Source organism: Butyricicoccus sp. (genome assembly GCF_977037065.1).
On sequence record NZ_CDRQNY010000007.1, the window covers coordinates 1 to 21982 of the forward strand.

Annotated in this window: 14 protein-coding genes and 1 riboswitch; of the genes, 7 read left to right on the forward strand and 7 right to left on the reverse strand. The window is 57.5% G+C overall.

Translation table 11 applies throughout. The features are described 5' to 3' along the window. Positions 1–719: 719 nt before the first annotated feature. Complete coding sequence (locus ACWVX6_RS04090) at positions 720–1736, reverse strand: LacI family DNA-binding transcriptional regulator (RefSeq protein WP_455152420.1); 1017 nt, start codon at positions 1734–1736, stop codon at positions 720–722. A 299-nt stretch (positions 1737–2035) separates the two neighbouring features. Between ACWVX6_RS04090 and ACWVX6_RS04095 the strand changes: the two genes are divergently transcribed. Continuing rightward, positions 2036–3043 carry a Gfo/Idh/MocA family protein gene (locus tag ACWVX6_RS04095; protein ID WP_270439661.1) on the forward strand — a complete coding sequence of 336 codons (1008 nt, stop codon included), beginning with the start codon at positions 2036–2038 and terminating at the stop codon, positions 3041–3043. Between the two features lie 55 nt (positions 3044–3098). Here the strand turns inward: ACWVX6_RS04095 and ACWVX6_RS04100 are convergent, their stop codons facing one another. Both ACWVX6_RS04100 and ACWVX6_RS04105 read right to left on the reverse strand, forming a co-directional pair. Next, positions 3099–3686, reverse strand: coding sequence for a hypothetical protein (locus tag ACWVX6_RS04100; protein WP_455152421.1), 588 nt, complete (start codon positions 3684–3686; stop codon positions 3099–3101). Positions 3687–3784: 98 nt separating this feature from the next. Then, positions 3785–4804: a Gfo/Idh/MocA family protein gene (locus tag ACWVX6_RS04105; RefSeq protein WP_455152422.1), complete on the reverse strand. Its 1020-nt coding sequence runs from the start codon at positions 4802–4804 to the stop codon at positions 3785–3787. A 305-nt stretch (positions 4805–5109) separates the two neighbouring features. Here ACWVX6_RS04105 and hrcA point away from each other — a divergent pair, with 305 nt between their 5' ends. From hrcA to dnaJ, 4 genes are all read left to right on the forward strand, one after another. After that, positions 5110–6156, forward strand: coding sequence for a heat-inducible transcriptional repressor HrcA (hrcA, locus tag ACWVX6_RS04110; protein WP_158557228.1), 1047 nt, complete (start codon positions 5110–5112; stop codon positions 6154–6156). Positions 6157–6184: 28 nt separating this feature from the next. Further along, positions 6185–6712 carry a nucleotide exchange factor GrpE gene (gene grpE, locus ACWVX6_RS04115; RefSeq protein ID WP_116705396.1) on the forward strand — a complete coding sequence of 176 codons (528 nt, stop codon included), beginning with the start codon at positions 6185–6187 and terminating at the stop codon, positions 6710–6712. A gap of 56 nt (positions 6713–6768) precedes the next feature. Next, on the forward strand, positions 6769–8616 hold the full coding sequence (gene dnaK / locus ACWVX6_RS04120; RefSeq protein WP_455152423.1) for a molecular chaperone DnaK: 1848 nt from the start codon (positions 6769–6771) through the stop codon (positions 8614–8616). Between the two features lie 166 nt (positions 8617–8782). Then, a complete protein-coding gene (gene dnaJ / locus ACWVX6_RS04125) occupies positions 8783–9934 on the forward strand; it encodes a molecular chaperone DnaJ (protein WP_118360297.1) in 1152 nt (383 codons plus the stop codon). Positions 9935–10920: 986 nt separating this feature from the next. On the opposite strand, the gene ribH is transcribed toward dnaJ, so the two are convergent. The 4 genes from ribH to ribD form a co-directional block, all read right to left on the reverse strand. Beyond that, positions 10921–11382, reverse strand: a complete 462-nt coding sequence (ribH, locus tag ACWVX6_RS04130) for a 6,7-dimethyl-8-ribityllumazine synthase (protein WP_118760277.1) — start codon at positions 11380–11382, stop codon at positions 10921–10923. 80 nt (positions 11383–11462) lie between these two features. Further along, positions 11463–12671, reverse strand: a complete 1209-nt coding sequence (locus ACWVX6_RS04135; RefSeq protein WP_117491331.1) for a bifunctional 3,4-dihydroxy-2-butanone-4-phosphate synthase/GTP cyclohydrolase II — start codon at positions 12669–12671, stop codon at positions 11463–11465. Positions 12672–12686: 15 nt separating this feature from the next. Next, on the reverse strand, positions 12687–13322 hold the full coding sequence (locus tag ACWVX6_RS04140; protein WP_118760278.1) for a riboflavin synthase: 636 nt from the start codon (positions 13320–13322) through the stop codon (positions 12687–12689). Further along, entirely contained in the window at positions 13322–14407 is a 1086-nt protein-coding gene (ribD, locus tag ACWVX6_RS04145) for a bifunctional diaminohydroxyphosphoribosylaminopyrimidine deaminase/5-amino-6-(5-phosphoribosylamino)uracil reductase RibD (RefSeq protein WP_118760279.1), read from the reverse strand. Before ribD ends, ACWVX6_RS04140 begins: the two co-directional genes overlap by 1 nt. 172 nt (positions 14408–14579) lie before the next feature. Next, positions 14580–14706, reverse strand: a riboswitch (FMN riboswitch). Between the two features lie 289 nt (positions 14707–14995). Here ribD and ACWVX6_RS04150 point away from each other — a divergent pair. Both ACWVX6_RS04150 and addA read left to right on the forward strand, forming a co-directional pair. After that, positions 14996–18376, forward strand: a complete 3381-nt coding sequence (locus ACWVX6_RS04150) for a PD-(D/E)XK nuclease family protein (protein WP_455152424.1) — start codon at positions 14996–14998, stop codon at positions 18374–18376. Next, complete coding sequence (gene addA / locus ACWVX6_RS04155; RefSeq protein ID WP_455152425.1) at positions 18357–21932, forward strand: helicase-exonuclease AddAB subunit AddA; 3576 nt, start codon at positions 18357–18359, stop codon at positions 21930–21932. The genes ACWVX6_RS04150 and addA overlap by 20 nt, the downstream gene beginning before the upstream one ends. The last annotated feature ends 50 nt before the right edge of the window (positions 21933–21982 follow it).

The following is a 21982-nucleotide window of genomic DNA, read 5'->3' on the forward strand; positions in this document are numbered from 1 at the left end:
GTACCATGCTCGGCGCGCTGATCATCGCTGTTCTGCGTAACGGCTTCTCCCTGCTGTCCGTTTCTTCGGCAGTACAGAACCTCGTACTCGGCCTGGTTATCATCGGCGCCGTACTGCTCGACGTTACTCGTGAGCGCATGGCTGCTAAGGCTCGCCGTCTGGCTGCTAAGTAATCAGTCCACGCATATCAAACAAAAAAAGAGTCGCTGTAAAGCGGCTCTTTTTTGTTGTGTAAATCGTTATCTGATTACTAAAGTATTGGGAATGGTAGCCAACCTTTGGCTGGGGGGCCAAAAGGATAGACACCTAAGGTTTCTATCCTCTTGGGACTCCATCTTCCTTTATTTCTTGGGTTGGCGCAGATCAGAGACCGGCGACCGCTTCGATATGGGGAACGGCAGTCGGGTTACCATTGCGTGTCTTTCGCAAACTATTCGCAGTTCACAGATAGCGTACTGCTACACATGCGGGTTATTCTTCACAAGCGCGACATAACAGTGTCGCGCAACTCGTTGGCTTGGATATTTTGCACGACACCTACGAATTGCACTCGTTATACCGTAGGGCGTGACGACTCGGCGCACCGCTTGTATCCGACCTGCACAATCTATCCCGTAGGGAGGCCATTGGCCACCCACACAACGGTAAACCGTCACGTCAATTTTCCATTCTCCATTATCAATTCTCAATTACTGCAAATCGCTAAATGCAATCTCTCGCTACAACATCTCCTGCGTGATCAACCGCAGATCGGTATAATACAGCTCCCGTTTGGGCTGCACGCCGCGCAGCAGCATTTGATACATCGCCAGCACGGCGTGGAACGACTCCTGCGAGAATGACTGACCGATCACGAAATCCACCGTTCCCTCGCGCAGATACCGCTTCGCGGTTGGCGTGAGGTCGTTGCAGACGATATGCGGCCGGGTGGTGCGCCGCGCTTTTCGGATGCCCGCGATGCAGCCGGAGAGCGGCTGGCAGGCCATATAGACGGCGTGCAGGCGACTGTCGGCCTGAAGCGCCTGCGCGACGAGTTCGCCGGTGAGTTCAGGCATTTCGTTGGTTTCAATCACGCGGTAGGCATCTTCGGAGAAGCCCAGCTCGAGCAGACGGCGGCAGAAGCCGTCCACGCGGCCCTTGTGGGCCTCCATACGCAGATTTCCGGTGACAATGAGAACGTGCTCGGGCGGGCGGATGAGCCGCGCCATGACACCGGCGGCGATAGCGCCCGCGCGGACAAGATCCTGTCCGGCGTGGCACAGACGGCCGCTGTGCGGCACATCGGCATCATAGGTAATGACGGTCACGCCTTGCTGCACTGCCTGCTCGATGGCGGCGCGGACCTCCGGCGTGTTCTCGGCACGGATGATGAGTCCGTCCACGCCGGAACGAATCTGTTCGTCCATCGCGCGGAGAAGCTCCTGCATGGTCATGGTACGCAGCGGCTGCTCGGTCAGTATAAACGCTGGATCGGCGATATAGCGCAGCGCCTTGCGAATGCCGCTGACGATCTGCCGGTTGAAGTACCCGTCCGTCCATTGCGGAATGAGAATAGCCGCTTGCCTGCAATCTGCCGATTTCGGCGGCACTGGAGGCTGGTAGCCGAGTTTTTCTGCGGCACGGACAACTTTTTCGCGTATCATCGGATTGACGTTGGGTCGTCCGTGCAGCACACGGTCCACCGTGCCGCGCGACACACCGGACAGCTCTGCGATTTTTTGTATGGTAACTGCCATTGACACATTCTCCTTTTCTACTTCAAAGTATAGGGGAGAGCAGCGCTGACGTCAAGTATAACTACGCACAGTGCACAATCAAAAATGCACTTTCATCTGCTTTTGAGCCTTCATTTTGCCATAAATTTGCGGTGCTTTTTTAGGCAGGCTACCAATGTTTTGGTGGGACGGTTGACCGTGACGGCGGGATTGCGGTACAATGTATGCAATGAAGAAAAAAGTGTGAAAAAACGCGGGAATCCGCGAGTATTAACGAGATTTTAAGTGATTATTCTTGCTGTTAAAAGGAGAGGATCAGCATGCTGAATATTGGTGTTATTGGCTGCGGCGCAATTGGCCGCGATCACATTCGACGCCTGACGGACATTGTTCCGGGCTGTCAGGTTGTTGCCTGTGCAGACTATTTTGAAGAAGCTGCGATTAAGGTTGCAGCGCAGTATGAAGGCATGAAGGCATACAAGACCGGCGAGGAGCTGATCGCAGCACCGGAGGTGCAGGCGGTCGTTATCACCTCGTCCGACCCGAGCCACGCAGGCTATGTGCTCGAGGCTCTCAAGGCCGGCAAGTACGTTTTCTGCGAGAAGCCGCTGGCGCAGAACGCAGAGGACTGCGAGAAGATCATCGCCGCAGAAACCGCGCACGGCAAACGTCTGTTGCAGGTGGGTTTCATGCGCCATTATGACCGCGGCTACGCCGAGATGAAGCGCATCATCGACTCCGGTGAGCTAGGTGCGCCGCTGATGATTCACGCGTGCCACCGCAACGTGTCTCAGCCGGACGGCTTCCAGACCGAGATGGGCGTTTCTAACGTTGCAATCCACGAGCTGGACATATGCCGCTGGCTGCTCGGCGATGAGTATAAGAGCGGTCAGGTGCTCAAGGTGCGCCAGTCCGCGTGCTCTACCAAGGGTTACGACAACCCGCAGATCGTGCTGCTGGAAACCCAGTCCGGTGCGCGTATTGACGTAGAGGTTCAGGTTGCGGACGCTTACGGTTACGACATCCAGTGTCAGGTCGTCTGCGAGAAGGGCACAGTCAACCTGCCTGATCCGTATGCGGTTGTCAAGCGCTCGAATGCAACCCGTTCGTTCCCGATCCTGACCGACTGGAAGGACCGCTTTATTGAAGCCTATGACATTGAGCTGACCCATTGGGTCAAGACCCTCGAGGAGAAGGGTGAGCCGGATGGTCCGTCCGCATGGGACGGCTACGCTGCCTGCGTTGCAGCAGACACGCTCAACCGTTCCCGCGGCACGAATCAGTTCCTGCCGATCGAGATGATGGATAAACCTGCTCTCTACAAATAATCTCTCATATAAAAGAAAAAGGACCGTTGGGCGGTCCTTTTTCTTTTATATTGGGTTATACGGTCAGCTTCTCCGCTTGATATGCAGCGCGGATAAACAGAGCAAGCAGCACAAGGCTGGCAATCTGCGAGAGAAAAATCGGAATAGAAGTTGGCAGCATGCGCAGCAAAATGTTGATAAGGGAAAGATAAAAGCACCAGCGAATACGCTTGGGCGGAAAGTCGTAGCCGCGCTCTGTACAGACATCGTCCAGTCCGGTGTACAGCCAGAACTGCGAGACATAGGCTGCGATCACACCGGCAAGTGCGATCAGGCTGAACAGCAGATAAAACGTGCTGGGTGTATACGGCGGCGTGTCGCTCGGAACGAGCGTCATGGCCAGCAGGCCGACAACGGTTGCCGCCACGCTGAGCACAGTGGCTGTGAACGCACGCTGCAGGCGCTCGGACACGCGGCTGAACCGGTAAAACGGATAAAACTGCACGAGGGTGCAGAATATACCGAGAATGCCGGTAACAGTGAGTGTTGCGCCGTTTGTGTCGTTCAAAGTGACGGAGCCGCTGAATTGTCCAAGCACCAGCGAAACGGCACTGCACAGCCAGAACATGGAAAGCCAGCGGGCAATGGGAATGTTGTTGTTCATAATCTCTACCTCCTTGCCATTATAATAGCAGAGAAGATAGAAATGTGCAAGAAAAAGCAGAGCCTTTCGGCTCTGCTTTTGTGCGATTTTACAATATATTAATACTGTACCTGAACCGGCTTGCCGGAGTGGAACGAATCCGTAATCGCGTAGGTAACGAGGGTTGCCTTGGTGCCGTCGTAAACGGTCAGCTCGGGCTTGCGGTCCTTCTGGATGCAGTCGATAAAGTCCACCATTTCGAGCAGGTACGCCTCTGCGAAACGCTGCGGGAAGTTCTCGATGATCTCCTGACGGGCGCCGTACTGGTCGTATACCATAACGCGGTCCTTCCACGGTACACCGGCAACGCGGATATGCGCCTCGGTGCCGACGATTTCGGTCTCGGTGTGGTAGCCGTGCGGTGCAGTGCGGCCAACGTGCAGGAAAGCGACCGTGCCATTATCAAACTTGAGCATTGCCATGCCGGTCTCGGTGTCACCGTTCTCGGCAAACTCGGGGTGCTTGAAGTTGGTGCCCGCGGCGTAAACCTCGGTAACCTCACCGCCGAGGAACCAGCGCATCAGGTCAATGTCGTGCGAAGCCGCGTCAATGAAGATGCCGCCCGAGGTCTTGGAAAACTTGATGCAGCTCTCGACCAGTGCTTCCGGGTCCAGACCGGTAGCCTTTACCAGATACGGCTTGCCGATGCGGCCTGCGTTGATCTGTGCCTTTGCATCCGCATAGGACGGATCGTAGCGGCGCATAAAGCCAAGGAAGAAGATCTTGTCCGGGTGACGTTCAACAGCAGCCTCAGCGCGCTTGCACTCCTCGAGCGAGCAGCCGAGCGGCTTGTCGGTGAAGACGTGCTTGCCTGCATCGAGCGCGTACTCGATCATCCAGCAGTGCTCCGGAGAGGAGGAGACGATAACGACAGCTTCAATGTCTGCCTCGTCAACCATTTTCTTGTAGTCCGTGGTGGTGTACTCCACCTTGAGGTAGTCCTTCGCCCAGTCCAGCTCCTTCTGCTCGAGCGAGCAGGCAGCGACCAGCTTGCAGCCGGGAATCTTGAACGCGAGATTCTGCGCGTGTACCGAACCGAGACGGCCCAAACCGACGATGCCAACTTTGATTTCCTTCATGTTTGTTCTCCTTTTTATAGAGCGGATTTTCTCTCTACGGCAATCGAACGATTGCCTGTCTCTCTCTCATACTAATTCTATCACTGCGTGGACGCGAACGCAAGGAAAAACGACCAAATCAGAGCGTTTTTTATACGGTGAAAACTGGCATTTCAGCACTCGGCAGGCGCGTGTGATAAAATTCCGATGATCATTTCATAAATTGTTCACAAACAGCACTTGACTTTGCCCGTATGTGGTGGTAAATTAAGTTTAGCACTCGGGGAGATGGAGTGCTAACAACCGAAAGAAAGGAGTCTGCTTCGGTGGAGCTTTCGGAACGTAAAAAGCAAATACTCAAAGCCATTATCGGCGATTACATCCGCACGGCTGAGCCGGTCGGCTCCAAGGCATTGACCGAGGGACACGAGCTGCCGTTCTCGTCCGCCACCATCCGTAATGAGATGAGTGAGCTGGAGGACATGGGCTACCTCGAAAAGCCGCACACCTCTGCGGGACGAATCCCCTCACCGCAGGGCTATCGACTGTATGTGGATGAACTGATGGAGCGTCCGGCCGACAATGCGGAGGACGGAAACGCACTGCAGAACAGCGTGCTTACCAAGGTACGGGAGCTTGACCACCTCATTCAGGAGGCCGGCAAGCTGCTCACCAGTCTGACAAATTACGCGTCGGTTGCTATCACACCGGCGATGACACAGATCGCCATCCGGCAGTTTGAGATCATCGCAGTCGATAAGATGAATTTCGTAATCGTAGTAGTTACGGATTCGGGTACGGTCAAGAATAAAATGGTCCGCACGGTGGCTGAGGTCTCCAAGGATGAGGCCGAGCTGCTCACCTATGTACTCAACCAGACGCTGACCGGACTGCCGCTCTCGAGCATCACCGCCGAGCGATTCGACATTGTGCGCCGCGCCGCGGGATTGACCGCGCTGCTCGCTCCGGTAGCCGAGTACATCGCAGAGCTGATCACCGAGCTGAGCGACCAGAAGGTTTACCTCGACGGTGCCAGCAAGCTGCTTCGTTTTCCGGAGTACCGCGATACGAAAAAGGCGCAGACGCTGCTCGATTACATGGAGGATGACCGCAAGCACCTGCTGCCGGCCACCCGCAAGATCGACGGCATCCAGTTCTTTATCGGACCAGAAAACGGCGAAAACCCGCTGAGTGAAACCTCGGCGATCTACGCAAAATACGATATCGGTAAGATCGGTCAGGGCGCGATCGGCATCGTGGGTCCGACCCGCATGGATTACGCCAAGCTGTCCGCACAGCTCAGCCGCTTCGCAAAAGGGCTGAACAAACTGATCGCCGAGACATTTTTAGATGAAAAAGACGGAAATCACTGATTTCCTGTAAACGGAGGCACAAAACGACATGAGCAAAAAGACAAAGCCGGAGGCGGAAGAGCAGGAGCAGGTAAAGACCGAGGCTCCCGCAGAGGAGACCGCCAAGGCTGAAGCAAAGCCCGCGACGGACTGGGAAGCCAAGTATAACGACCTGAACGACCGTTATCTCCGCATGGCGGCGGAGTACGATAACTTCCGCAAGCGCAGCCAGCGCGAGCGTGAGCAGGCGTACACCGATGCCGTCAGCCGCGCCGTAACCGCACTGCTGCCGACCTACGATAACCTCGAGCGGGCGCTCAAGGCAGAGACCGCCGACACCGAATATAAAAAGGGTGTCGAGCTGACCATGACGCAGCTGACCGAAAGCCTCAAGGGCATTAACGTCACCGTCATCGACGCTGCCGCAGGCACCGCATTCGATCCGAACTTCCACAACGCGGTTATGCACGTTGAGGATGAAAACCTCGGTGAGAATGTCATCGCGGAAACCTTCCAGCAGGGCTTCCAGATTGGCGATAAGGTTATTCGCCATGCGATGGTGAAGGTTGCAAACTGATTACTAACTACTAATTAAAGTAAACAAAATCCTATCATTTAAGGAGTGTATTTATTATGGGTAAGATCATTGGTATTGACCTTGGTACGACGAACTCTTGTGTATCTGTTATGGAGGGCGGCGAAGCCGTAGTCATCCCTAACGCTGAGGGTGCGCGCACCACTCCGTCTGTCGTTGCATTTTCTAAGGACGGCGAGCGTATGATCGGTCAGGTCGCTAAGCGCCAGGCTGTAACCAACGCAGACCGCACCATTATTTCCATCAAGCGCCACATGGGCACCGACTACCGCGTAAACATCGACGGCAAGCCGTACTCCCCGCAGGAGATTTCCGCTATGATCCTGCAGAAGCTGAAGGCTGACGCAGAAGCATACCTCGGCCAGCCGGTAAATCAGGCGGTCATCACCGTTCCGGCTTACTTCTCCGACTCGCAGCGTCAGGCTACCAAGGATGCCGGCAAGATCGCAGGTCTGGAAGTTCTGCGTATCATCAACGAGCCGACCGCTGCTGCGCTGGCTTACGGCGTAGATAAGGAATCCGAGCAGAAGATCATGGTTTACGACCTCGGCGGCGGTACGTTCGATGTATCCGTTCTGGACATCGGCGAGGGCGTTCTGGAGGTTCTGTCCACCGCAGGTGATACCCACCTCGGCGGTGATGACTTCGACCAGCGCATCATCGACTGGATGGTTGACGAGTTCAAGAAGTCCAACGGCATTGACCTGTCGAACGACCGTATGGCTATGCAGCGCCTGAAGGAAGCTGCTGAGAAGGCGAAGATCGAGCTGTCCGGCATGAGCCAGACCTCCATCAACCAGCCGTACATCACGGCTGACGCTACCGGTCCGAAGCACCTCGAGCTGACCCTGACCCGTGCAAAGTTCAACGAGCTGACCGCAGACCTCGTAGAGCGCACCATGGGCCCGGTTCGTCAGGCTATGAGCGACGCTGGTCTGTCCGCTTCCGATCTGTCCAAGGTCCTGCTGGTTGGCGGTTCCACCCGTATTCCGGCTGTACAGGAGGCTGTTAAGGGCATCACCGGCAAGGAAGGCTTCAAGGGCATCAACCCGGACGAGTGCGTAGCAATCGGCGCATCCATCCAGGGCGGCGTTCTCGGCGGCGAGGTCAAGGACGTGCTGCTGCTCGACGTAACTCCGCTGTCCCTCGGTATTGAGACCCTCGGCGGCGTATGCACCAAGCTGATCGACCGCAACACCACCATCCCGACCAAGAAGAGCCAGATCTTCTCCACCGCAGCTGATAATCAGCCGTCCGTTGAGATTCACGTTCTGCAGGGCGAGCGCGAGATGGCTGCAGGTAACAAGACCCTCGGCCGCTTCACCCTCGACGGCATCGCTCCGGCACCGCGCGGCATTCCTCAGATCGAGGTTACCTTCGATATCGACGCAAACGGCATCGTAAACGTATCCGCTAAGGACCTCGGCACCGGCAAGGAGCAGAAGATCACCATCACTGCATCCACCAATCTGTCTCAGGACGAGATCGACAAGGCAATGCACGAGGCTGAGCAGTACGCTGAGCAGGATAAGAAGAACAAGGAAGCAGTTGAGGTTCGCAACAACGCTGAGCAGCTGGTATTCCAGTCCGAGAAGGCGTTGACCGATCTGGGCGACAAGCTGTCCGCAGACGAGAAGAGCGGCGTTCAGGCTGAGATCGAAAAGGTTAAGGAAGCACTCAAGGGCACCGATACTGATATGATCAAGGCTGCAACCGAGGGCCTGTCCAAGAAGTTCTCCGATCTGGCCGGCAAGATCTATCAGCAGCAGGCACCGCAGGGCGACCCGAACATGGGCGGCGCTCAGGGTGCAGGCGCACAGGGCGGCCCGCAGGGCGACTTTGTAGACGCTGACTTCACCGAGGTCAAGGACGACGACAACAAGTAATAACAGATAGGAGTTAGGAAGTAGGAGTTAGGAGTTATGGCTGCCGGTTTTCGGCAGAGTGCAGCGAGATTGCACGGTATCAAAACTCCTGTCTCCTCACTCCTATCTCCTCACTAAGAGAAGGCGCGCTTCGGTGCGCCTATCCCTGTGTATAGGATGATTTTTTATGGCTGATAAAAGAGATTATTATGAAGTGCTCGGCGTACAGAAGGGCGCAAGTGATGATGAGCTGAAAAAGGCATACCGCAAGCTGGCGCGCAAGTACCACCCGGACCTCAACAAAGATAATCCGGAGGCTGCGGATAAGTTCAAGGAAGCAAACGAAGCGTACGAAGTGCTGTCCGACAAGGAGAAGCGCGCCAAGTACGATCAGTTCGGCTTTGCCGGCGTTGACCCGAGCTACGGCGGCGGTGCCGGTGCCGGTGGCTTCGGCGGCGGCTTTGATATGGGCGATCTGGGCGACCTGTTTGGTTCGTTCTTTGGCGGCGGCTTTGGCGGCGGACGGTCGTCCCGCCGTAATGCACCGCAGCGCGGCGAATCCATCCGTCAGACGGTGATCCTGTCCTTCGAGGAAGCCGCATTTGGCTGTGAGAAGGAGATAACGGTCGAGCGCATCGAATCCTGTGACGACTGCGGCGGCACGGGTGCCGCAAAGGGCACCACGGCAGAGACCTGTCCGAACTGCCGCGGCACCGGTGTGGTAACGCAGACCCAGCGCACGCCGCTCGGCATGTTCCAGACGCAGGGCGCCTGCCCGAACTGCCGCGGCACCGGCAAGATCATCAAGAAGCCGTGCCCGAAGTGCGGCGGTCAGGGTCGTGTTCGCAAGACCCGCAAGTTCAAGGTCAACATTCCGGCAGGTATCGACGATGGTCAGTCCATCCAGCAGCGCGGTCAGGGCAATGCAGGCGTGAACGGCGGTCCCGCAGGCGATCTGTTCGTAACGGTTGCCATCCGTCCGCATCCGATCTTTACCCGCAACGGCTCGGATGTACATGTCGATATTCCGATTTCGTTCGCACAGGCCGCACTCGGCGATACGCTGCAGGTGCCGACCATCGACGGCCGCATCGAGTACAAGATTCCGGAAGGCACGCAGACCGGCACGACGTTCCGCATGCGCGGCAAGGGCATTCAGAATGTCAACGGCCGCGGTCGCGGCGACCAGTATGTCCGCGTAAACATCGAGGTGCCGAAGAACCTGTCCGAAAAGCAGAAAAAGCTACTGCGTGAGTTCGAGGAAACGTCCACGGACGAGAATCAGGTAAAGCGCAAGAGCTTCTGGGATAAGGTAAAGGACGCACTCAAGGATAAATAATTAAAGGAGCATTGCTTTTTGAACAAATTCGGTAAACTGGAGCTTGTGCGCTGACCGGGAGGTCGGCTGTACAGGAATCCGTAAACCACCTCCCCAAAGGACGAAAAATATCGACTTTTCAGGAGGAATTCCCATGAATCGGGAGAATAAACGCAAGCAATAGCAAAAGGGTTATTACAAAACGCATGCCTGCGACGACAGCTTCACCTGCAGGGTGTGCGGCCGTCCGGTCGTACCCGCAGGTGCGGTGTACTGCACTCTAACCGCGCAGCGGCGGACGATAACCCGATGAAGCTGATGTCCATCGCCATGAAGCCGGTGGCGTTCCCGCCGTTCCCGCTGGAGCGGATTGAGGAGCTGACCGCGCTCATGGGCGGAGAAGGCTCGGTAGAATAAAGAAAACCACCCGGGATTTTCTCGGGTGGTTTTCTTTTGCGGGATAAAAATTGAAAATGGAGGATGGAGATGGAGCAGCAAAATTTACAAAACCGTGCTGGATTTCTCTAACGGATTCTGCTATATTAAAAAACAGGAGGTACGGTATGAGAAAGAAAACAATGTGGGCTGCTGTCGGCATCGCAGTATTGCTGATTTGCTGTGTGGTATATTTTCGTCCGATGTCGCTATCCGATTGCATAGGCGCAGATGATCGAATTGTGCTATCCATCAGCACGTTAAGCGTTCCCAACGGAGAAGCAGGCATCGACACGGCAGATTATAACGATATCACGACGGAACAGCAGAAAAGTATAACGTCTTTGCTGGAAAATTGCACATATACACGTTCTCTGCGCACATTGCTGCCGCAGACATCGCTGTCCGATATCGGCGGAAAAACAGCGGCGCTCTACGTCTATCATGATGATTCACTGCTGCATTCTATCCAAATCACAGAAAACGGACAGCTTCTGTTGGACAATCGAAGCTACAAAATAAAGAATGCCGAACAGCTGCTTGACCAGCTGACCGGCATTTTTTGTACGATTTTAGATCTGCGGCAGCAGGTTTGCCAGCTCGAGAGCGGCAATCGCTGCATCGGCGCCCTTGTTGCCGGCCTTGGTGCCTGCGCGCTCGATGGCCTGCTCGATGTTCTCGGTGGTAACCACGCCGAAGGTCACCGGCACACCGGTCTGCAGGTTGACCTGTGCAATGCCCTTGGCAGCCTCGTTGCACACGAGGTCGTAGTGGCTGGTCGAGCCGCGGATAACCGCGCCGAGGCAGATAACTGCATCATACTTGCCGCTCTGCGCCAGCTTCTGCGCCGCCAGCGGAATCTCAAATGCACCCGGAACCCATACGAGCGTGATGTCATCCGTGTCCACACCGTGACGAACCAGCGTGTCCTCCGCGCCGGAGATCAGCTTGGAAACGATAAATTCGTTGAAACGTGCACCAACGATTGCAAACTTGCCCTTGGTTGCTACTAACTTGCCTTCGAGTACCTTCATCTTAAAATCTTCCTTTCAATATGGTGAACAGATATATTGCAGGGCGAGGTGAGGTCATCCCGCCCTGCGGGATAGATTGATTACAATGTTTCACTAAAGAGGTGACCCATCTTAATTTTCTTGGTTCTGAGGTAGAACGCGTCGTCCTTCTGCGGTGCAATCTCGATCGGCACGCGCTCGGTGATCTCTACACCAAAACCGTCCAGACCGTAAATCTTCTCCGGATTATTGGTCAGCAGGCGCAGCTCCTTTGCGCCGAGGTCCTGCAGAATCTGAGCGCCGATCCAGTATTCACGCAGGTCGGGCGCAAAGCCGAGCTTTACGTTTGCCTCGACTGTATCGAAGCCCTTTTCCTGCAGTTCATACGCCTTCAGCTTGTTGATCAGACCGATTCCGCGGCCTTCCTGGCGCATATAGAGCAGCACGCCGCGTCCTTCCTTGTCAATCTGCTGCATGGCTGCCGCAAGCTGCTGACCGCAGTCGCACCGGCGGGAACCGAACACATCGCCGGTCAGACACTCGGAGTGCACGCGGCAGAGCAGGTTCTTGCCATCGCCGATTTCGCCCTTGACGAGCGCAACGTGGTGCTCGCCGGTCAGGTCGTTGACGTAGCCGTAGATGCGGAACTCACCGAAACGGGTGGGCATTTTCGCACAGGCTTCACGGACAACGTGCTTATCATGACGGCGGCAGTAGTCCTGCAGGTCCTTGATGGTGATGATCTTGAGACCCCATTCCTTGGCCTTCTCCATCAGCTCGGGCGTGCGCATCATCGTGCCGTCATCGCGCATGATCTCACAGCACAGACCGCACTGCTCGAGTCCGGCCAGACGGCACAGATCGACAGTCGCCTCGGTGTGGCCGTTGCGGGTCAGCACACCGCCGCGGCGTGCAACAAGCGGGAAAACGTGTCCCGGACGGCGGAGTTCCTCCGGCTTGGTGTGGATATCCGCGCATTTGCGGCAGGTAAAGCCGCGTTCCTCAGCGGAAATGCCGGTCGTGGTGTCCACATGGTCGATGGAGACCGTGAACGCGGTGTGGTGGTTGTCGGTGTTGACCTTTACCATCTGCTCCAGACCGAGACGGAGTGCAACCTGCTCACTCATCGGTGTGCAGATCAGGCCCTTGGCGTGAGTTGCCATGAAGTTGACGTTCTCGGTCGTGGCAAACTGTGCCGCGCAGATGAGGTCGCCCTCGTTTTCGCGGTCCGGGTCATCAATGGTGAGGATGAGGTGTCCGGCGCGAAGTTCTTCGAGCGCTTCTTCAACTGTATTGAACTGATATTCCATAAAAGAAAACCTCCGTTAAAATCCGTGTTGTGCAAGAAAATCCATTGTAATACCGCTGGATTTGTGCGGCGTGAGCATTTTTTCAACGTATTTGCCGATCACATCGCATTCGAGGTTGACCGGCTCGCCCGGCTTTTTGCCGAGCAGAATAGTCTGTGCCCCGGTGTGCGGGATGATGGAGACCGAAAAGTCGGTGTCCGTCACAGCCGCCACGGTAAGGCTGACGCCATCAATGGCGATCGAGCCTTTTTCGACGATGTACCGGAGCAGGGGAGCCGGTGTTTTGATCGTCACCCACACGGCGTTGTCCTCGCGCCGCTGCGAGAGAACCGAGCCGGTGCCGTCGATATGGCCGGATACGATATGACCGCCGAACCGTCCGTCGGCAGGCATCGCGCGCTCCAGATTGACCGGCGAGCCGCTCTGCAGACTGCCGAGCGCGGAACGCCGCAGGCTTTCCGCCATCACGTCGGCGCTGAAGCTGTCGTCCGTCAGCGCGACCACGGTCAGACACACGCCGTTCGTGGCAATGCTGTCGCCGATTTTTGTATTTTCGAGCACGGTATCTGCCGCAATCGTCAGCCGAGCGCCCTTTGCACCGAGCTCGATGCGCCGCACCGTACCGATTTCTTCGATAAGTCCAGTAAACATTACAATCTCCCTTCAATCAGGAAATCTTCGTCCATCGGCGTGCAAGTCACGTCCTTCAGCGGAAGCGCCTGCACCATCTTGTCAAACCCCAGACCTCCGACCGGACTTTTCGCGCCTGCACCGCCGATGATTTTCGGGGCGATGTACGCCTGCACGCGGTGCACCACACCGGCCTCCAGCGCGGAGAACGCAAGTGCCGAGCCGCCTTCAAGCAATATGCCGTCGATGCCGAGTGCACCGAGCTGGCGCATCAGGTCGGCAAGGTCTACGCGCTCGTCTTTCGTTTTGCATTCGAGAATGTGTACACCGTGCTGTTCCAGTTCAGCGGTGCGCTCATTTCGACCGACGACCGCGATATAGGTCGGGATTTTGTTCGCCGTCTGTACGATTTTGCTGTCGATCGGCGTGCGTGCGCGGCTGTCGCAGATTATGCGGATCGGATCGCGCCCGCCGTCAATGCGGCAGGTGAGCAGCGGATCGTCCTCAAGCACGGTGCCGATGCCGACCATGATGGCGGGCAGCCGGTTGCGCGTTTCGTGTACATGACGGCGGGCGGTCTCGCCGGTAACCCAGCGGCTGTCGCCGGTGTGCGCGGCAATTTTGCCGTCCAGCGTCATCGCGTACTTGAGCGTCACAAACGGCGTCTTGTGCGTGATGTAGTGAAAGAAAACTTCATTCACGCGGCGGCATTCGTCCTCGCACACGCCGGTCTCGACTTCAATGCCTGCGTCGCGCAGGATCTGTGCGCCTTTGCCGGCTACCAGCGGGTTCGGGTCGAGGCAGCCGACGAACACGCGGCCGATCTTGTGCTCGATGACTGCGTCTGTGCACGGCGGCGTGCGTCCCCAGTGGCAGCACGGCTCAAGCGTGACGTACAGGTCTGCGCCTGTGCAGTCCTCGGTGCAGTGCGCGAACGCGTTGCGCTCGGCATGCAGGCCGCCGATGTGCTCGTGCCAGCCTTCACCGATGATTTTTCCGTCCTTGACGATGACACAGCCGACCATCGGATTCGGATTGACGTGACCGGCTCCGCGCTGGGCCAGCGCCAACGCCTGACGCATATATTCCTGTTTTTGCTCCTGCATAGAATCACCTGATATAATAATTCTGTAGAAAATTTCACGATAGTTTGGCGACAGCCAAAAAAACGTCCCAAAGACAGAATCTTCGGGACGCTGAAAAAAGCATTGTGAAAATAAAAAGTCTGAAACACCGAATCGGCATTTCAGAACAGTAAACAAGCGGAAGGTCTTTCCGCATATTCTTCTTTCATCCAGACTATACTGTCGGCCTCGGAATTTCACCGAATCATGCTTCCGCCGAATGGCATCCGCTCGCGGGCTGTACCGCCGGTAGGGAATTGCACCCTGCCCTGAAGAATCAAATATTTGGTTTTGCGGGGCAGAGCCTTTATTGTTCCGCCTGAGGAAAGTATAGTCCCAAGCGGAGAAAAATGCAAGAGTTTTTTGAAAAAAATAATTTTACAGAATATGTGAATGCAAACAAAGCACCGCAAAAGTTCGAAAAAGACTGGAAAATACGCAGATAACGCACAAAAAATATAAAATGACCATACGGTTGTTATTGGTAATTTTCCGTTTTCCATTACCAATTTTCAATTTGCTCCGGTTGTGCTATAATCAAATAGCTATGAAACGAAAGGAGAGTGTGCCATGCGGATCTGGACCGGACGAGCGGGAAGCGGCAAGACAACGGTCATCCTGCGGGAGATCGCGGCGCTGAGTGAAAAGGGAGAGGGACGGCAGATTCTGCTCGTGCCCGAGCTGAACTCGCACCTGATGGAGCGGCGGCTTGCCGCAGCCACGCACAACCACGGCGCACGCACGGCCGAGGTGCTGACGTTCTCACGATTGGCTGACCGTGTGTTCTCTGAGGTCGGCGGACTGGCACAGCAGATGCTGACGCCGGCAGGTCAGCTTTTGACCTTGCAGGAGGCGGCACGCCGTGTGCAGGGCGGGCTGAGTGCATGGAAGGGTCTGGCAGACAAGTCGGAGCTGCTGCAGGAGGCGCTGCGGCTGATCGACGAGTGCAAAACCTGTGCGGTCGCGCCGGAGACGCTGTTTGCGGCTGCCGAGGAGAGTGAGGATGCGGTACTTGCAGAAAAATTGTCCGATCTTGCACAGATTTTAACAGCCTACGAGCGTCTGTGCGAGGAGTCCCTGCCCGATCCGAGAGACCGCCTGACACACCTGCGCGACCGTCTGGCAGAAAGTCACACGCTGGACGGCGCAGCGGTCTATCTGGATGGATTTCTCGGCTTTACCGTGCAGGAAAGTGCAGTGGTTGATGCCATGCTGGCAGCGGGTGTGCCGCTCTCTGCGGCGGTAACCTGTGATACGGATTACCCGGAGATTTTCCTTACCGGCTGTAAAACAGTGCAGAAATTAACCCGAATGGCAAAGCAGCATAACCAGACGGTCGAGCGCATCGAATTGGGCGAAAGCAAGGTGGCCCGACCGGCGGGACTGGCTGCGCTCGAGCGCGAAAGCCTGCTGCCGGTGCGTACCCCACAGGAGAGTGCGGACGGCGTCCGGCTGTACGAGGCGGCTTCGCCGTTTGACGAGTGCGAGCACGCGGCGGCTTACATTCGGCGCAAGGTGCGGGACGAAGGCGCGCGCTGCCGCGATTTTGTGGTTGCGGCACGTGATATCGAGCCGTACAGCGCGTTCCTTGCAATGGCGATGGCGCGGTACGACATTCCGGTGTTCCTCGCGGAAAAGCCGGATCTGCTGTCTCGTCCGCCGATGGCGCTGGTTACGAATGCACTGGAAGCGGTGCGAAATCACTTCCGATATGAAGATCTGTTCTCCTGTCTCAAGACCGGACTTGCGGGCTTGGATTGGGATGAAATTGACAAATTAGAGAATTATGTGCTCACCTGGAACATCCGCGGCGGAGCATGGGAACGCGAGTGGACCGAGCATCCGGACGGCTATGGTCTGTCCATCGACGAGAACGCGAAGGCACAGCTTGCCGAGCTGAACATACTCCGCAAACGAGCAATCGCGCCGTTCTCCGCACTGCGCGGGGCACTTGCAGGTGAGCAGCCTGCAGGCGACTGCGTGCGTGCGCTCTATGCATTTCTTCTCGCGGTGGATGCGCCGCAGCGCATGACTGACCGCGCCGCCGGACACGAGCAGGCGGGCCGTCTGCAGCTGGCCGACGAATACCGCCAGCTGTGGGAAATCCTGGTCTCTGCGATGGAGCAGTTCGCGTGGGTGTGCGGGGATATGCCGCTGACGCTCGACCGTTTCGCGCAGCTGTTCCGGCTGGTGCTCGGCGAGTACGATGTGGGTACGATTCCGGTTTCGCTCGACCGCGTGACCTGCGGCAACATCGAGCGTGCGTGTACGGAAAATGCGAAATATGTTATCCTGCTGGGCGTTAACGACGGCCTGATACCGAAAACCCCGTCCTCGACTTCGCTGCTGAGTGACATGGACCGCGACAAAATGGATGCGCTCGGCGTGGAACTCAAAGCCTACGGCGAGGAACGCCTGCTGATGGAGCAGGAAACGCTCTATCGGGCACTCGCGTGCCCGACAGACGAGCTGCTGCTGACGTATCACACCATCGACGCAGGCGGCGGTGAAACGCGGCCGTCCTACTTCGTGAACACAGTGCGGGAGCTGCTGCCGGATGTGCCGTTTTCCACCCACCGGACGGAGACCGTGCGTGACCGCCTGCAGGCGGAACGACCGGCGGTCGAACTCGCGTGCGCGTATCTTTCGGGCGACCGGACAGCCGCCGTGCGGGCTGCCTATGACTACTATAAGGATGATGAGCGCGTCAAAAACGCGCAGGCGCAGCGGCGCGGAAGAGGACCGCTGAGCAGTCCGCACACGATTGACGGCTTGTACGGAAAAAGTCTTAATCTGACCGCTTCGCGCGTGGATACGTTCTATTCCTGCCGGTTTGCATTCTTTATGCAGTATGGTTTGAAGGCCAAGCCGCGCCGCGTGGCGAAGTTTGATGCGCTCTCGACCGGCACGTTCATCCACTATGTGCTCGAGCATGCGCTGGATGCTCTTGGAAAGTGCGAGGGCGGCGCCGCCCATGCCGATCAGCCGACCGTGCGCAAAGCCTGTCGTGAAGTGGTACGGCAGTATGTCGCGGAGGAACTGGGCGGCCTGGAGAACAAAACCGCGCGTTTCCAGTACCTGTTCCGCCGACTGGTGCGCGCCGTGGAGCAGATCCTCGACAACGTGATCGAAGAACTGCGCGTATCCGACTTTGCGCCGATCGACTATGAGCTGGACTTCTCGCGCAGCGGCGACCTGCCGCCCGTGCAGTGTGAGGACGGCGATGTGTCGGTTTCACTCTCCGGCAAGGTGGACCGCGTGGACGGCTACATCAAAAACGGTCGTCTCTATCTGCGCGTTATGGACTATAAAAGCGGAAAAAAGTCATTTTCGCTGTCCGACATTTGGTATGGACTCAACATGCAGCTTATCATCTATCTGTACGCGCTGCAGCAGGAGGGTCTGGACCGCTATCGTGCCCGCCTGACCGCCGAGCTGAACGAAATCGTACCGGCGGGCGTGCTGTACGTTCCGGTGCGCGATGAGCTGCCGGATGCGGCGCGCGACACGGACGAGGACGGACTGCGCATTCTGCGCGACAAGGCGCTGCGGCGTTCGGGTCTGCTGAGCGACGATATGTCGCTGCTCGAGGCGATGGAGCACGGTCTGGAGGGTGACGGACGGTTTATTCCGGTCTCTATCAAGACCGGGAAGGGCGAGGATGAGCCGACGCTTGCCGCCAAGTCCGCGGTAGCTGATTTGGCGAAATTCGGCAGACTGGCACGCTACACGCAGAAAAAGCTGCTCGAAATGGGACAGGCTCTGCGAAACGGCAGCATTGAAGCCGATCCGCGCAAGACCGACCGCAGCTACTGCGAATGGTGCGATTTCCGGGCAGCCTGCCGGTTCGACGAGACCGCCGGAGATAAGGTACGCTGGCTGAAAAACATCAAGGACAAGGAATTCTGGGAGCAGTTAGGAGGGAACGACAATGCCGAAGTGGACACCTGATCAGCAGACCGCGATCGACGATCGCGGCGGCGCATTGCTGGTTTCGGCGGCAGCCGGCTCGGGCAAGACCGCCGTACTGACCGAGCGCGTACTCCGTCGGCTGACGGACGAGAAGGATCCGGTCGATATCGACCGCCTGCTGTTGGTTACGTTTACCAACGCGGCGGCAGCCGAAATGCGTGAGCGAATCGGTGCGGCACTCGGTGCGGCTGTAGCCGCAAACCCGCGGGATACCCGTCTGCGGCGGCAGCTGTTCCTCGTGCACCGCGCGAAAATCACGACCGTGCACGCGCTGTGTCTGTCGCTCGCGCGCGAGCAGGCGGCGGTGCTCGGTATTGCACCCGACTTTCGCCTGATGGACGAAAACGAGGGCAAGCTGCTGCGCGCCGAGGTGCTCGAAGAAGTGCTCGACACGGCCTACGAGCAGGCAGACGAGAAGTTTTTTGCGCTCTGTGATCTGCTGACGGCGGGGCGCGACGACCAAAAGCTGGGCGAGGTCATTCTCGGCACCTACGAGAAGATTCAGGCGCATCCTGATCCGCGGGCGTTCCTCGAGGATGTGCGCGCGGGATTGTACACGCGCGGCATGGACACGCCGCACGGCCGTGTTCTGCGCGAGCAGGCGAAGTCGGCGGCACAGCACGGTGCGGCATTTCTGCACATGGCTGTGGATGAATTGACCGGCATTGATGAGCTGGCGGACAACTATCTGCCCGCGCTGACGAGCGACTTAAATCAGGCCGAGCGTCTGCTGGACGCACTGTTTGGCGGCAGCTGGGATGACTGCGTGAAGGCTGCCCGGTCGATTTCGTTTGACCGACTGAAGGCCGCGAGGAAATTTGAGGACAAGGCGTTCCTCGAGCAGATCAAGGCCATGCGCGAGGAGTGGAAGGGCGTTGCCAATAATATTCGGGAGAAATGGCTGACCGTCACCGCAGAAGAAGCGGAGTACGACCGCGGCCTGACAGCCCCCGCGCTGTTCGCGCTCATTGACATGGTAAACGCCTTTGACGATGCCTTTACGGCAGCGAAACGTGCGAGAAATGCTGCGGATTTCAACGATTTGGAGCACTTTGCCGTGCGTCTGCTGTATACAGACGGCAAGCCGTCCGCACTGGCGAAAACCATGTCCGAGCAGTTCACCGAAATTGCGGTGGACGAGTATCAGGACACCAACGCCGTGCAGGATGCCATCTTCCGTGCACTCTCCAGAAACGAGACCAACCTGTTCATGGTCGGTGACGTCAAGCAGAGCATTTACGGCTTTCGACTGGCTGACCCGTCCATTTTCCTTGAGAAATACCGCAGCTTCGGTGAGGTGGCAGACGCCGCTGACGGGCAGCCGCGCCGTGTCGTGCTCGGGCAGAATTTCCGTTCACGAGCGGCCGTGCTGGACGCGTGCAACTATCTGTTTGCCGCCGTCATGGGCGAGACCGTGGGCGATCTCGTGTACACGGACAAGGAGGCGCTGCACCTCGGCGCGGACTACTATCCGGAGGCCGGAAACGAGCGGTACAAGACCGAAGTCCTGCTCGCGGACGCGGACGGACTCGGCGAGGACGATGATGCGCCGGATAAGACCGAACTCGAAGCGCGGCTTGCCGCGAAGCGAATTCGTGCGCTGCTCGACGAAGGCTTTCCGGTGACGGATAAGCAGACCGGAAAGCTGCGTCCGGTCACGCCGGGCGACATCGTAATCCTGCTGCGCTCGCCCAGAAACAAGGCGCCGACCTACATTGCGGAGCTGGAGCACATCGGCGTAACAGCCAGCGCCGAACAGCGCGGCGGCCTGCTGGAGACTGCCGAGGTCGGCACGATGGTGTCGCTGCTCAGCGTCATTGACAACCCGCGGCAGGACGTTGACCTTATCGGCGTGATGCGTTCGCCGCTGTTCGGATTCACCGAGCAGGAACTGGCGGATATTCGCCTTGTGGACCGCAAGATCAGCTATTATGACGCGCTGCTGCAGTCGAGAACGGATTTCCCGAAGGTGGAAACCTTTCTGCAGCGGCTGGACTTTCTGCGCACTTTTGCGTGCGATCAGCCGGTGTACCGCCTGCTGTGGGAGATTTACGATCAGACCGGCGCGCTCGGTCTGTACGGCGCTCTGCCGAACGGCGCACAGCGCCAGAGCAATCTGCTGACGTTCTTCGAGCGGGCGCGCTCGTTTGAGGGACAGGGCTTCCGCGGCCTGTTTGACTTTGTGCGCCTGCTGCGCGGCATGCTCGAACAGGGCGAGGATTTCCAGACGGTCGGCGCCGAGGCAATCGGCGGTGCGGTCCGCATTCTGTCCATCCACAAGTCCAAGGGACTGGAATTTCCGGTCGTTATCGTGGCGGACTGCGCCAAGCAGTTCAACGACAGTGACCTCAAGGAGCCGGTGCTCGTGCACCAGAATCTCGGCTTCGGCAGTAAGTGCCGCGACCGTGACCGCGGTGTGCAGTACGACACAGCCGAGCGCATTGCAGTCTCGGTGCAGATGCGCCGCGAGATGATATCCGAAGAGCTGCGCGTATTATATGTAGCGATGACGCGTGCAAAGGAAAAATTGATTCTGACGGCAGCCACCGGCAGCCTGCGGAATTCGCTGAAAAAATGGTCGCTGCTGGCATCGCTCGACGAGCTGCCGCAGTACGCCATGGGTGCGGCACGCACGCCGCTTGCGTGGATTCTGACACCGCTGCTGCGGCATCCGTGCGCGCGTGCGTTCCGCGAGGAGTATGCGCCGGAGGTGCCCGAGCACGGCACGGACAATGATGCGTTTATGCTCAAGGTGTATTATCCGAGCGACCTGCAGCCGCAGGAAACTGAAATCCTGCGTTTCGAGGACAGGGAGACCGACAACTGCACTGTGCAGCCGCACTTCGACTACCCGCATGCTTACCTTGCGGATCTGCCGAGTAAGCTGACCGCCACCGGTGTCGGCCGCGGCTACCGCGCAGACGAGGCCGCCGAAGAGACACCGCCTCCGCGGAAGGAGGTGCAGCTGCGCGCGCCGCTGTTCGAGCAGGGAGAAAAGAAGCTGACGCCTGCCGAGATCGGCACAGCACACCACCTGTTCATGCAGTTCTGCGACTTTGACGCCGCCTATGCGTCAAACGGCGTGGAAAACGAGCTGAATCGTCTGGCGGAAAAGAAGATTTTGTCCACAGAACAGGCACATGCTGTGGATAAACACAAGATCGAACGGTTTTTCGCCTCCGACCTGTACAAAACCTTTATGGCGGAAAATAAGGTGCGGCGTGAGTTCAAGTTCTCCGTGCTTGTTCCGGCGCAAGCGTATTTTCCGGTTGCGGCGGATGCACCCGAGGAAAACGTGCTCCTGCAGGGCGTTATCGACTGCCTGATCGAAACCGGGGACGGCTTTGTTATCCTTGACTTCAAGACCGACCGCATCAAGAAGGGCGGTGCGGTCGAGAGAGCCGAGCAGTACCGTCCGCAGCTGGCCGCCTACGCGCGTGCCGTGCATGAGATTTACGGCAGACCGGTCCGCGCATGTGTGCTGTACTTTTTCCACACCGGCGATACCGAATGGGTGTCGCTCGACGAGACCTGACGGCATTCGACCGCACAGCAGTTAAGAGCGTGTTAAGATTCATTTGCACG

What these genes read in the sequence shown, in the direction of transcription:
- ACWVX6_RS04090 (WP_455152420.1), bottom strand. Translation starts at nt 1,736, where the DNA reads ATGGCAGTTACCATACAAAAAATCGCAGAGCTGTCCGGTGTGTCGCGC.
- ACWVX6_RS04095 (WP_270439661.1), top strand. Translation starts at nt 2,036, where the DNA reads ATGCTGAATATTGGTGTTATTGGCTGCGGCGCAATTGGCCGCGATCAC.
- ACWVX6_RS04100 (WP_455152421.1), bottom strand. Translation starts at nt 3,686, where the DNA reads ATGAACAACAACATTCCCATTGCCCGCTGGCTTTCCATGTTCTGGCTG.
- ACWVX6_RS04105 (WP_455152422.1), bottom strand. Translation starts at nt 4,804, where the DNA reads ATGAAGGAAATCAAAGTTGGCATCGTCGGTTTGGGCCGTCTCGGTTCG.
- grpE (WP_116705396.1), top strand. Translation starts at nt 6,185, where the DNA reads ATGAGCAAAAAGACAAAGCCGGAGGCGGAAGAGCAGGAGCAGGTAAAG.
- dnaK (WP_455152423.1), top strand. Translation starts at nt 6,769, where the DNA reads ATGGGTAAGATCATTGGTATTGACCTTGGTACGACGAACTCTTGTGTA.
- dnaJ (WP_118360297.1), top strand. Translation starts at nt 8,783, where the DNA reads ATGGCTGATAAAAGAGATTATTATGAAGTGCTCGGCGTACAGAAGGGC.
- ribH (WP_118760277.1), bottom strand. Translation starts at nt 11,382, where the DNA reads ATGAAGGTACTCGAAGGCAAGTTAGTAGCAACCAAGGGCAAGTTTGCA.
- ACWVX6_RS04135 (WP_117491331.1), bottom strand. Translation starts at nt 12,671, where the DNA reads ATGGAATATCAGTTCAATACAGTTGAAGAAGCGCTCGAAGAACTTCGC.
- ACWVX6_RS04140 (WP_118760278.1), bottom strand. Translation starts at nt 13,322, where the DNA reads ATGTTTACTGGACTTATCGAAGAAATCGGTACGGTGCGGCGCATCGAG.
- ribD (WP_118760279.1), bottom strand. Translation starts at nt 14,407, where the DNA reads ATGCAGGAGCAAAAACAGGAATATATGCGTCAGGCGTTGGCGCTGGCC.
- ACWVX6_RS04150 (WP_455152424.1), top strand. Translation starts at nt 14,996, where the DNA reads ATGCGGATCTGGACCGGACGAGCGGGAAGCGGCAAGACAACGGTCATC.
- addA (WP_455152425.1), top strand. Translation starts at nt 18,357, where the DNA reads ATGCCGAAGTGGACACCTGATCAGCAGACCGCGATCGACGATCGCGGC.